General features: G+C 38.1%; 11 protein-coding genes, 6 tRNA genes and 1 pseudogene. 16 read left to right on the top strand and 2 right to left on the bottom strand.

All coding sequences use genetic code 11. The annotated features are described in order from the left end of the window. The first annotated feature begins 26 nt into the window (after positions 1-26). Positions 27-917, top strand: coding sequence for a DMT family transporter (locus ACQRBH_RS16490; protein WP_427762543.1), 891 nt, complete (start codon positions 27-29; stop codon positions 915-917). 234 nt (positions 918-1,151) lie between these two features. Continuing rightward, entirely contained in the window at positions 1,152-1,394 is a 243-nt protein-coding gene (locus tag ACQRBH_RS16485) for a hypothetical protein (protein WP_427762542.1), read from the top strand. 55 nt (positions 1,395-1,449) lie between these two features. On the opposite strand, the gene galE is transcribed toward ACQRBH_RS16485, so the two are convergent. Then, complete coding sequence (galE, locus tag ACQRBH_RS16480) at positions 1,450-2,469, bottom strand: UDP-glucose 4-epimerase GalE (RefSeq protein ID WP_235234189.1); 1,020 nt, start codon at positions 2,467-2,469, stop codon at positions 1,450-1,452. Between the two features lie 262 nt (positions 2,470-2,731). Between galE and ACQRBH_RS16475 the strand changes: the two genes are divergently transcribed. The 13 genes from ACQRBH_RS16475 (at position 2,732) to ACQRBH_RS16415 (ending at position 11,438) form a co-directional block, all read left to right on the top strand. Next, positions 2,732-2,803 (top strand) — tRNA-Glu (locus ACQRBH_RS16475). A 4-nt stretch (positions 2,804-2,807) separates the two neighbouring features. Next, positions 2,808-2,880, top strand: a tRNA-Thr gene (locus tag ACQRBH_RS16470). A 28-nt stretch (positions 2,881-2,908) separates the two neighbouring features. Then, positions 2,909-2,982 (top strand) — tRNA-Ile (locus tag ACQRBH_RS16465). Positions 2,983-3,081: 99 nt separating this feature from the next. Next, positions 3,082-3,155, top strand: a tRNA-Asp gene (locus tag ACQRBH_RS16460). 35 nt (positions 3,156-3,190) lie between these two features. Next, positions 3,191-3,263: transfer RNA gene (locus ACQRBH_RS16455), tRNA-Val, on the top strand. 29 nt (positions 3,264-3,292) lie between these two features. Then, positions 3,293-3,379, top strand: a tRNA-Leu gene (locus ACQRBH_RS16450). 504 nt (positions 3,380-3,883) lie between these two features. Beyond that, on the top strand, positions 3,884-5,539 hold the full coding sequence (locus ACQRBH_RS16445; protein WP_427762541.1) for a peptide ABC transporter substrate-binding protein: 1,656 nt from the start codon (positions 3,884-3,886) through the stop codon (positions 5,537-5,539). 72 nt (positions 5,540-5,611) lie between these two features. Next, positions 5,612-6,562: an ABC transporter permease gene (locus ACQRBH_RS16440; protein ID WP_427762539.1), complete on the top strand. Its 951-nt coding sequence runs from the start codon at positions 5,612-5,614 to the stop codon at positions 6,560-6,562. Positions 6,563-6,573: 11 nt separating this feature from the next. Next, positions 6,574-7,482: an ABC transporter permease gene (locus ACQRBH_RS16435; protein ID WP_427762538.1), complete on the top strand. Its 909-nt coding sequence runs from the start codon at positions 6,574-6,576 to the stop codon at positions 7,480-7,482. 14 nt (positions 7,483-7,496) lie between these two features. Then, positions 7,497-8,522: an ABC transporter ATP-binding protein gene (locus ACQRBH_RS16430; protein ID WP_427762537.1), complete on the top strand. Its 1,026-nt coding sequence runs from the start codon at positions 7,497-7,499 to the stop codon at positions 8,520-8,522. Further along, on the top strand, positions 8,491-9,450 hold the full coding sequence (locus ACQRBH_RS16425; RefSeq protein WP_427762535.1) for an ABC transporter ATP-binding protein: 960 nt from the start codon (positions 8,491-8,493) through the stop codon (positions 9,448-9,450). The genes ACQRBH_RS16430 and ACQRBH_RS16425 overlap by 32 nt, the downstream gene beginning before the upstream one ends. A 20-nt stretch (positions 9,451-9,470) precedes the next feature. Beyond that, complete coding sequence (locus tag ACQRBH_RS16420; protein WP_427762533.1) at positions 9,471-9,692, top strand: 4Fe-4S dicluster domain-containing protein; 222 nt, start codon at positions 9,471-9,473, stop codon at positions 9,690-9,692. Next, the gene (locus tag ACQRBH_RS16415; protein ID WP_427762532.1) at positions 9,693-11,438 is read left to right on the top strand and encodes an FAD-dependent oxidoreductase; all 1,746 of its coding nucleotides are present in this window, start codon (positions 9,693-9,695) and stop codon (positions 11,436-11,438) included. A gap of 88 nt (positions 11,439-11,526) precedes the next feature. Here the strand turns inward: ACQRBH_RS16415 and ACQRBH_RS16410 are convergent. Then, positions 11,527-11,756, bottom strand: a pseudogene (locus ACQRBH_RS16410) (transposase); the annotation flags it as partial. 105 nt (positions 11,757-11,861) lie between these two features. Here ACQRBH_RS16410 and ACQRBH_RS16405 point away from each other — a divergent pair. Next, positions 11,862-12,565, top strand: a 704-nt coding sequence (locus ACQRBH_RS16405; RefSeq protein WP_427762531.1) for a GDSL-type esterase/lipase family protein, incomplete at its 3' end; no start/stop codon positions are given.

Raw genomic sequence — 12,565 nt, 5'->3', positions numbered from 1 at the left:
ATATGTTTATTTAGAAGAGGTGTACAATGTTTAAGAAGAGTAAAAACAGTCAATTCTTTGGAAGTATGGGATTAATTGGAGCAACAATTATATGGGGATTTTCATTTGTAGTAGTTAAAGATTCAACTGCCAGTATTCCAGTCCCTTATCTTGTTGCATTTCGGTACATATTAGCATCAGCTGGAATGTTACTGTTGTTTTCATTTAAATTAAAAGAACTGACTTTTAAAGTAATAAAACAAGGAGCTGTTTTGGGACTTTTCTTATGTATAGGTCAATTTTTTCAGACATTGGGATGTAAATATACAACTGCAGGAAAGAATGCTTTTATTACGACAGCATATGTAATTCTTGTACCATTTTTATGTTGGATAATGGAGAAAAAGAAACCAGGAAGTATTCAAGTTGTTTCTGCAGTAATTGCAATTATAGGCATTGGACTTCTATCTTTAAATGGAAATATGCATATCCAATCAGGTGACTTTTTGACGATGATCTGCGGAATCATGCTTGGATTTCACATTATCTATATAGATCGCTATACTAGGGAGACAGATCCTGTTCTGTTGACTATGATCCAATTTATGTTTGCGGCCATATATATATGGGCAATTATTGGAGTTACACGTATGCCATTTCCAACACAGGTATTTCATCCAGAACTTTTTACTAAGATTATGTATATAGGACTGGCAAGTACAATGATGGGATTTTTATTACAGATTGTATGTCAGAAATATACGAATCCAAGTGTTGCGGCAGTAATTTTATCTATGGAGTCTGTATTTGGAATGCTGTTCTCTGTGATAATCTTGCATGAAAAATTTACGATAAAAATATTAATTGGCTGTGTATGTATGTTAATAGCTGTACTGTTATCTGAATTAAAGGGTACGCAAGAAGAAATAAGTGTATGATATTAATTTAATGTCTCTATACAAGAAATTTGCCTAAAATATCTCTTCGCTTTTTTGATAATAATTACCAAAATTACGTTTCTGAGAAGAATTTTTGCTTACGAAAAGAAGATTAAAATGATAAAATATATTGTGAAAAAGGCTCAGACAGGTAATTTACATGATAAGGATTGTTTCATTCAAATTCACTGAATGCAGCAATCCTTTTATATTAAGAAAAGAGGAGGCAATATTATGAAAAGAGTGAAAGCGGCATGTATTACGCAGACATTACATTTCTTTCAGAAGGATGATATTGGAAGAGATTATGCGGCAAAAATGGTGGAAGAGGAAGTAAGAAAGTACAAAGCAGGGCTAGACAAAACGGGAACAAAATACAGAATATTATCTGAAGAGACATTGGAAGATGGCTCCGTAATGATTGAAATTAAAAAACAGTATAATACTTCTTCTGTCGGAAATTATCTAGATGAATAAAAAATGGGCAAGGTCAGTTAAGATCTTGCCCTTAATTATGTTGTTGGCTCCTTTTTTATTCATTATATCCGTTAGGATTCTGGGACTGCCAACGCCAGGTATCTTCACACATTTCATCAAGTCCACGTTCTGCTTTCCAGCCAAGGATTTTCAACGCTTTTGAAGGATCCGCATAACACATAGCGATATCCCCGGCTCTTCGAGGCTTGATCTCATATGGGATTTCTTTTCCACATGCTTTGGAGAAAGCCTTTACCATATCTAACACAGAGTAACCAACTCCTGTGCCAAGATTAATGATATCGAGACCTGGATTTGTTAGAATGTAGTCAATAGCTTTTACATGTCCAATAGCCAGATCAACAACATGAATATAATCGCGCACGCCAGTTCCGTCCGGAGTATCGTAGTCATTTCCAAATACACCTAATTTCTCGAGCTTTCCAACAGCGACCTGAGAAATATATGGCATTAAGTTATTTGGGATACCTTTTGGATCTTCGCCGATTCTTCCACTTTTATGAGCTCCGACTGGATTGAAGTATCGAAGCAGGATTACGTTCCATTCTGGATCAGATTTCTGCAGGTCTGTCATAATCTGCTCCATCATAGATTTGGTCCAGCCATAAGGATTCGTACATTGTCCTTTAGGACAATCTTCTGTAATAGGCATTACTTCCGGGTTGCCATATACAGTAGCAGAAGAACTGAAAACGATTCTTTTTACATTGGCACTGCGCATAGCATTCATAAGTGTCAATGTTCCAGTGATATTATTCTGGTAATATTCCAAAGGCTTGCGAACAGATTCGCCGACTGCTTTCAGGGCTGCACAATGAATAACAGCATCGATAGATTCCTTCTGGAATAATGTCTCAAGAGCTGCGTGATCACAGACATCACCTTCGTAAAATGTTACTTTTTTACCGGTAAGTTCTTCTACCCTTTTTAAAGATTCTTGAGAAGAATTACAGAGATTGTCATATACAGTAACTTCGTATCCCTGGTTCAAAAGTTCTACGGCAGTGTGACTCCCGATATAGCCGGCTCCACCTGTGATTAATATATTTGCCATAATAGTTCCTCCTTCTATTGATTTTATGTAAATATCTATTTTATAATTATTATGATATTGAAGAAAATTGTCAATAGCAATAAATATAGTGGATAAAAATATAAGAATATTGAGATGCTAAAAAGTGTGATGATGCATATGAAATTGACATAGAAAATAATATAAGAAAATCAGAAAAAAACACAAAAAAGTGTTGCAAATTATCGTGGTATATGGTATTATAAATCTCGGTCACCACGGAAGACGTGTTGACATAGATTATGGCTCCGTGGTCAAGCGGTTAAGACATCGCCCTTTCACGGCGGTAACACGGGTTCGATTCCCGTCGGAGTCATTTCGCCGATGTGGCTCAATTGGCAGAGCAGCTGATTTGTAATCAGCAGGTTATCGGTTCGAGTCCGATCATCGGCTTAGTTCCTAACAGGGACTTACTGATTTTGGACCTTTAGCTCAGTTGGTTAGAGCAATCGGCTCATAACCGATCGGTCCTGGGTTCGAGTCCCCGAAGGTCCATTTGATATCGACTTGTAAGTTCGTATGAAACCTCACTAACAGCGTCGATATGTATCGCACGTAAGTGACCATAGTACGGTCACTAAGTGCTCATAACGAGGCCCAGTGGCTCAGTTGGTTAGAGCGCCGCCCTGTCACGGCGGAGGTCGAGAGTTCGAGTCTCTTCTGGGTCGTTCGTATCGCAAGATACGACGTAATAATTTCATATGGGATCATAGCTCAGCTGGGAGAGCATCTGCCTTACAAGCAGAGGGTCATAGGTTCGAGCCCTATTGGTCCCACTTTACAACATGTAATGTGTTGTGAAAATGCCGCAGTGGCGGAACTGGCAGACGCACAGGACTTAAAATCCTGCGGGACTTATACTCCCGTACCGGTTCGATTCCGGTCTGCGGCATTTGGTGTTTAGATCCTCATCCTTAAAAAATAAGGGATGGGGACTTTTTTATTTTTGAAAAGTTTGGTTTATGTTTGGTTCGATATAATCTTAATACTTTCAAGATAATTTTCTTATCAATCGGATTGATTTTTGTTCTGTATAATGAAGAGGCGATTTTGTGTTTGAATGTTCCATTAATTGCAAAAGATTTACAAAAGGGATGTTTCTTGGAGAGTAATTGGAATAACTGAATAAAGAGGAACAACAGTTGATATATTTTAGAGGTATTTACGATAAAAATTAGTCAGAAATGGGGGAAATAATGGAGGCCTAGCAGGTGCAGATATCAAAGATGGAGAAGAAGGTATTGAAAAATCTGAGAGAAATAATTTAAAGGTGTAGTCATATATAGATATATACAATGAATAAAAATGTATATTGGAATTAACAATTGGACTAATGTATATAGGGGGAGTAATATGATAAAAGACTAAATATACATATGAGAAGGGGGAAAAGTATATGAAAAAGAAAATGATTTCAATACTTTTAGCAGCGGCTATGGTAATGAGCCTGGCGGCATGCGGAAGTAGTGAAAAAGAAACAGAAGAAACGTCATCTGAGGCGTCAGAAGAACAGGTACTGCGTCTTTCAGGTGGTAATCCGGAGACACTGGATAGTATCATCGGAACAGGCGGAGATTCTGTAACAGTTATCCGTGAAGTTCAAGAAGGTCTTGTGCGATTTAACAAGAAAGATGGACAAGATGTTCTGGAACCGGCTGGAGCAGAGAGTTGGGAAACATCAGAAGACGGACTTACATGGACATTTAAGTTGAGAGAACATTATTGGAGTGATGGAGAACAGGTAAAAGCAGCAGATTATGTTTATGCATTCCAGAGAATGTTTGATCCAGATACGGCTTGTTCAGGTGTTCAGTTTTTCCTGAGTCTTGAGAATGCACAGGAAATTGTGGATGGAACAAAAGGAGTAGAAGAACTTGGGGTATCAGCGCCAGATGATATGACGGTTGTTTTCAAGCTAACAAAACCGGTTACATATTTTGATATGATTTTGGGTAGCCCGGTGGCATTTCCACAGAGACAGGATATCGTTGAAAAATATGGAGACAGTTATGGTGCTGATAAAGACAGTCTTGTATATAACGGACCATTTGTAGTTGAGGAATGGGTACCGGCAAACAAGGTTGTATTAGTAAAGAATGATACCTATTGGGACAAAGATTCTGTTAAATTGGATAAGGTAGAGCTTTTCCATATTGAAGATGAAACAGCGGCAATGACGATGCTTAAGAATGGTGAACTGGATGCGTATTCCGGAAATGCACAGTGGGAAGAAGAAATTCTTGCTACTGGAGATTTTGAATTACAGGAAGCACCATTCCCAGCAGGTATGAGAGATATCTTTAATGTAGAGACACCATTGTTAAAAAGCCCGAAGGTAAGATTAGCACTTACACTGGCAAAAGATCGTGAAGAACTTAATGATACATTGTTTGATGGATATTATGAGCCGGCATATGGTTGGATTATGCCTGCAATGACATGTCAGGGTCAGAATTTCCGTGAGGCAGCAGGCGATCCGTTAAAAGATGCAGCAGCAGAATATACTGATCTGGTTGCACTGTATAAAGAAGGATTACAGGAATCTGGTTTGGATCCGGAAGAACAGTATACACTTACTATTCTGATAGGTGATTCTTCCGCAGGTTCACAGACAGCAGCAGAATTATACAAGAGCATGATTGAAGAGAAACTTCCAATCACTATCGAGTTAGAATACTGTACAGATAACACAGACTTTATGCAGAGAAGATCAGAAGGTAACTTTGAGATGACTTTCCTGCATATGAACGGTGCAGAGTATGATGATCCTTCAGTATTCCTGAATATGTACTTGACAGGAGCAGCTGCTAATGAGGGACATTATAGCAATGAAAAATATGATGAGATTATTATGCAGGCAGAGAATTCTACGGATCCGGAAGAAAGACTGAATCTCTTTATCGAAGCAGAGAAGATTATGTTGGTAGAGGATCCTGCAATTTCCCCGACAGTATACTGGAATCAGAATTTCTTCGTAAGTAAAAATGTGAAGAATTTAACTGCTCCTGCATGGATTCCATTTGGATTTGAATACAAGTATGCAGAGAAGTAAAAAATAGTTCGATAAGTATGGTAAAGGATGTTGCAAAATGATTTGCGGCATCCTTTTTTAGGAGGAAAATCCATGTGCAAATATATTGTGAAACGTTTAATGTATATGATAGCAACACTGTTTGTCATAATTACATTGACGTTTATATCGATGAAAGCGATACCTGGAGATCCGATAGCGGCGAAATATGATAAAGCGTCACCGGAAGTACGTGCCAGAATCGAAGCAGTTTATGGACTGGATAAACCGAAGACAGAACAGTATTTTACTTATTTGAAAAATATGTTTAAAGGAGATCTTGGACTTTCTATCACTCAGCCAAGTAAAACTGCAAATACAATTATAGCAGAAAGTTTTCCGGCCTCTGCAAGATTAGGAGCAACAGCGTTGTTTTGGGGGCTTCTAGTTGGAGTTTTGTGTGGCTTTATTGCGGGGCTGAAAAGAAATGGACTGAGCGATGTAATCATTACAGTGGTAGCAACACTGGGAATTGCCATCCCCAATTTTGTAGTAGCATCTCTTTTGCAGTATACTTTTACATATAAGATTCCTGTTTTTCCGCCGATTGGATGGGAGACAGGAGGAAACTGGCTGTCAGGGAATCGATATGTAATCCTTCCGGTTGCAGCATTGGCATTCAGTACAATCGCAACCTATGTGAAATATATGCGAGAATCAGTAATTGATGTGATGGATGAAGAATATATTCTTCTCGCAAGAGCAAAAGGACTTTCAAAAAGGAAGATTATGACAAAATATGTATTAAGAAATTCTATACTTCCAATTGTTACGATTACTGCGCAGCAGGTAGCTATGCTTCTGACAGGTTCTGTTGTGATTGAAAGCATTTTTTCGATTCCAGGAATCGGGAAATATTTTGTAAATAGTGTGACGCAGCGAGATTATACGGTTATTATGGCAGTTACTATATTCTATTCGGTGTTGTATATGGTGTCTATGTTTGCAATGGATTTGCTGTATTATAAGATTGATCCACGCATGCGTGAGGAACAACTAATTTAGGAGGAGCGGGTATGAATGAATTAGAAAAATATGCGCCGTATGAGGATGCGGCAGATATAGAAGAACTTGCTCCACAGGATGAGGGGTTCTGGAAGTCTTCTTTTCGTATATTCAAAAAGAATAAAATAGGGATGTTTGCGGCTGTTGTGCTGTTAATGATGATACTACTATGTATGTTTGGTGAACATTTAAGACCTTATGGAGTTCAAGAGCAGAATACGGCAATTAAGAATCAGGCACCATCAGAGGAGCACTGGTTTGGAACCGATCAGCTTGGCAGAGATATTTTTGTAAGAGTTTGCCACGGCGGGCAGATATCTGTCCAGATTGGTCTGATTGCATCTGTAATTGTCAGTGTTATAGGAGTTATCTATGGAACAATTAGTGGTTACCTTGGTGGAAAAGTAGATATGATTATGATGCGAATTGTGGAGGTAATTAAAGGAGTTCCGCATCTGGTTATTGTAATATTGCTTACAATTCTGCTGGATGTGAATGGTATGATTCCACTGATTCTTGCCATGACAATATCTGGCTGGGTAAATACTGCGCAGATTATTCGAGGACAGGTAAAGCAGCTTAAAAATCAAGAGTTTATACTTGCAGTCCAATGTCTTGGAATTCCTACGTGGAAAGTTATGGTAAAACATATGGTTCCTAATATGATGGGAATGATTGTAGTTGCGATTACACTCGATATCCCTAATTTTATTTTTCAGGAAGCATTTTTGAGCTTTGTGGGATTAGGATTAAAGCATCCTGCTGTTAGTTGGGGAATTTTGATTTCTCAGGCGCAGGTAAATCTCGCGCATTACCCGTATCAGGTGGCATTTCCCTCTTTGGCTATAAGTATTGTTATGGTAGCATTCAATCTTATTGGAAATGCATGGAAAGAAGCATTTGATCCGAAATTCAGATAGGGGGGTGCTTTTAGATGAGTTTATTGCAGGTAGAACATTTAAAATTGGAATTAAAAACAACAAGAGGTATTGTAAAAGCAGTTCGAGATATTAGTTTTCAGATAGAACAGGGAGAGACAGTAGCTATCGTTGGGGAATCAGGATGTGGCAAAACAATGACTTGTATGTCTATTATGAATCTTTTTGCAAGAAATAACGGTTATATTGATCCAGAGACGAGAATTATCTTTGATGGACAGGAACTTACGCATTTACCGGAAAAAAGTATGCAGAAGATTCGGGGAGTGAAAATTGGAATGATCTTTCAGGATCCTGTCAAAGCGTTGAATCCAACGGAACGAGTCGGAGAACAAATTGTGGATATTATAAAAGCTCATAAAAAGATTTCCAAGAAAAATGCATGGAATGAATCAATCGGACTACTGGAAAATGTAGGTATTTCGGATGGCGAAAAAAGAATGAAACAGTATCCCTATGAGCTCTCCGGAGGGATGAGACAACGTGTTGTTATTGCAATGGCAATTGCATGCCGACCGCAGCTTCTTATTGCTGATGAACCAACTACAGCATTGGATGTGACAATACAGGCTCAGATTTTAGAGCTTCTGAAAGATCTGCAGAAAGAATATGGAATGACTATATTGCTAGTTACTCATAATCTTGGCATTGTTGCAACAATGGCAGATAAAGTGATGGTGATGTATGGGGGTAAAATTGTAGAAACAGGTAAGACGGAAGAGATTTTTTATAATCCGAAACATCCCTATACAAAAGCACTTTTACGGGCGATTCCGCAAGAAGACAAAGTGCGAAGGCGTCTTACAACAATACCTGGCACTCCTCCAAATCTTTTGAATCCACCAAAGGGGTGCCCGTTTGTAGCAAGATGTGAAAACCATATGAAAATCTGTGGTGAAGAATTTCCTGAAGAATATGAAGAAAAAGGACATCGTTGTTATTGCCATTTGTATTCTTTGGAATATTTGGCATGGAAAAGGCATAAGGAGGATGTGCAAGATGGTAAAGATTTTAGATGTTGAAAATCTGGACAAACATTTTAGGGTGCCTGGAGGAGTTTTAAAAGCAGTAAACCATGTCAGTTTTTCTATCTATGAAGGTGAGACTCTTGGAATCGTAGGGGAATCTGGGTGTGGAAAAACAACATGTGGCAGAACTTGTATTGGCATGTATCCTAAAACTGCTGGGTCGATAAAATATCGTGGTGAGGAAGTGGAAATTCTTTGCAAGAAAAATCGGGCAAGGTTTGCTCAAAAAGTTCAATGTGTATTCCAAGATCCGTATTCTTCACTGGATCCCAGAATGAAAGTGGGTAATATGCTTGCTGAAGGTATTGAAGAACATCATATTGCTTCAAGTAAAAAAGAATGCAATGAAATGGTAGAAGAATTGCTTAATAAAGTAGGACTTAGAAAAGAACACATGCAAAGATATGCGCATGAGTTCTCAGGAGGACAGCGACAGAGAATCGGAATTGCAAGGGCGCTTTCGGTGAATCCGGAATTTATATTTTGTGATGAGCCTATTTCTGCACTGGATGTGTCAGTTCAGGCTCAGGTAATGAATCTTTTGATGGATTTGCAGGAAGAAAAGAATTTGACATATATGTTTGTGTCACATGATATTTCAATGGTTCGACATATCTCGAATCGAATCGCAGTTTTCTATTTGGGAAAAATTGTAGAAATCGGAGAAGCGAATGAAATATATGACTATCCTGCACATCCGTATACAAAGGTATTGTTATCGGCGCTTCCATTAACTGATCCGGGAAGAGCGAAGGAAAAGCAGCGCATTGTGATGCCAGGAGAATTGCCAAGTGCAATTAATAATTTGGAAGGCTGTGTGTTTAAAGGCAGGTGTCCTTATGCAACGAAGGCATGTGAAACATTTGATGGAGAATTGAAAGATGTAGGAAATGGACATATGGTGGCTTGCTGCCATATATAGCAAAAAGGAGGAAGAGAAATATGGGGATTATAGTAGATAAAGAAAAATGTATACAATGTGAAATGTGTGTCGAAAATTGTCCGGAAGATATTTTGGTTATGGTAGAAGACGGCGTGAGTGTTGCATATCCAATGGAATGTAGCTGGTGTGGAGCCTGCGAAATAGATTGTCCTGCTGATGCGATCAAAGTGAGATTTACAAAAGAAGTAGGGCCTGTGTTTATTAAGAGGGAGGAAAAGTAAATGAGATACGAAACAAAATATCTGGAGACAGATGTACTGGTAGTCGGAGGTGGCTTGTCAGGTGCTCTTGCAGCAATTAAAGCAAGAGAAGAGGGCGTTTCATGTATTGTACTTGAAAAATCCAACACGATGCGCAGTGGTAATGCAGGATCAGGAATTGATCATATATTTAGCTACATACCAGAACTTCATGAAAAAGTCGGATATACAATGGATGAAATGAAAGAAGATCAGGCAAAGCTTGATTTAGCTAGTCTAGGATTGGGATTCAGAAGCCTGAATGACTTTTTTGTAGAAAACTCTTATGAACGTATTATTGCATTGGAAAACTATGGGCTGAAATTCCGCTTTGAAGATAGTAATGTTCCAGGCGGATATAGGGTAGTACCACAATTTCATTCTGTACCTACAAGTTTTAATTTTGAGGGAAGAGACATCAAGCCAATACTTACAAGGGAAATGCAAAAAGCTGGTGTTGAGATATATAACAGAGTATTTGTCACAGAATTATTGAAATCCGGAGAACAGGTAATTGGTGCAATTGGAGTTGGAACGAGAGAAGATATTATTTATGTGGTGAAAGCAAAAACGACAATTCTTGCAACAGCCGGAGGAGTAGACCGTCTCTGTAAAAGCGGAACTGGAGTTGATTTCGAACGATTCCATGCGTCGTCCATGAACAATGGTGCAGGAAAAGTGCTTGCCCTGAATGCGGGTGCAGATGTAATTAATATGGAATACACTTTGGCGCAGGGGGGAATGGATTGGCTCAACTGGACAATGAGTGCGGGAAGTCCAGGAGGGACGTATTGGCCCTGTGCGCGTGTTGTCGATGAAGAAGACAATGTAGTTATGGGACGAGACATTGCATTTTCGCCGGAGGATCCGGATTATAAGGAAAAACATCAAAAACAGTTTGCAAGACATCTGAAAGGAAGAAAAGAGGTTTTTCGAAGACTGTCACAGGGAGAACAGCTGTATATGGATATGGCAGAGGCGACAGATGAAGAAGTAGAATATGTAAAATGGAGTCTTGGTCATGAAGGTAAATGTAATACGCTTCTTTCTAATATGGAAGCGCAGGGGATTAGATTCCAGGATGTGAAGATTCCATATCAATTTGAAGATAATGTGCATACTTTTGTATCCTGTTCTGGCGTATATACGAATGTGAAGTGTGAAACAACGGTAGAAAATCTGTATGCGGCGGGAAATGAAATTGCTGGGATGAGTAATAATTCTGCTCCTGAAGCTGTGGTTTATGGAGTGGAAGCCGGGATTCAGGCGGCCAGAAAGGCGAAGTCTATCCAAAAAACTGAAACGATAGATGAGAAGCAGGTAGAGAAAGTAAAAGAGATGGTAGAAAAGTTCTATCTGGCAGAAAATGGAGACCAGTGGCTTGATGTTGAACATGCTGTTCAAAATGTAATTAATACATTTGGCACAATTCCTCATACGGATGAAAAAAGTCGAATGGCATTGAAGGTTTTAGAAGATATAGAGAATAATTTGAACCTTCATGCAGAAAATCCACATGAAGTGAATCGCTGCCTGGATGTAATGTTTATACTTGAAACAGCAAAAGCAATCTTTCTCGCATGCGAAAAGCGTAAAGAGAGTCTTGGTCCGTTTATAAAAGAAATAAATCCGGAACATGTGGATGCGGCACCGGAAGATGTAGAAATCTATGGATTATATAAAAAAGATGGGAGATATGATTTCCATATAATTAAAGCAGATTTGTAAAAGATCTTGTAAGTATCGAAAAAGAGTTAAACACATGAGATTACCTCAAAAAGCTAAACTATTTAATCGTAGCAGTTTTATGGCTGCTACGATTTTTTATAGGCTTGAAAGAAGGACCAAGGGCAAAGGTGAGCACTCAAAAAGGACTTTACGGAAGGCATTCCTGAGTAAAGTGCAATCAAAATGTTTGACATAGCACCAGATAGTATGATTTCCAGAACCACCTTCAGAGATGAGAGCATGGATGTGAGGGTTCCATTTCAAGTCTCTGCCAAAGGTATGAAGGACTCATATAAAACCAGGAAAAAAATATTCAGAATATAAATATAAGAAAAAAAATAAGCGTGTAATGCTATTTATAAGTGCGCATTCCGTATCTAAATTGGCACATTTTTTTTATAATAAAATAAAAGGAGGCAGTAGATGATTACGACAAATGAAGGATATATGAGACTGGAATATTTTTCTGAAAATGTTGCAGCGGATAGAAATAGAAAAGAGTTTGATATAAAAAATCATATATTGTGTTATACAAATCAAAAGCCAGATTTTCTTTTTATCGGAGATTCTATTACAGAATATTGGGAGTTAAATGCTTATTTTAGAAAAGACAATCAACTGATAGTAAATAGAGGTATTGCAGGAGATACAACAGAGTATCTAAAGAAAAGGTTTTACGTTGATGCAGTTCAATTGAGACCGAAGTATTGCATTTTGGGAATTGGAATTAATGATTCCATAGAACTGGAAGGAGATTATTGGAAAAAGCTGAAGCCAGCACCTTATAATGAGATATTAGAAACAGCAAAAACCAATATCATAGAAATTATACAACAGGCAAAAGAAGAAAAAATATCGTTGATATTAACTTCACTTTTACCAATCAGTATTCCTATATTAACGCATGAAAGGAGTAGAAAGAAATATATAAAAGAAATGAATAATTGGCTTTCGGAAATGGCTGAGAGGAATAATCTCATTTTTGTAAATTATTATGCTACAATGACCTTTCCAGGAACAGATAAGTTACTAGAAAGAACTACATATGATGGCTTGCATCCAAATGCTAAAGGATATCAGATTATGGCGACAGTTTTACGTAATACTTTAAAAGAAAATAAGATTTT

This window comes from Bariatricus sp. SGI.161 (assembly GCF_050313695.1).
In the GTDB taxonomy this organism is placed as follows: domain Bacteria; phylum Bacillota; class Clostridia; order Lachnospirales; family Lachnospiraceae; genus JAFBIX01.
This window is presented reverse-complemented; position numbering and strand designations above follow the sequence as displayed.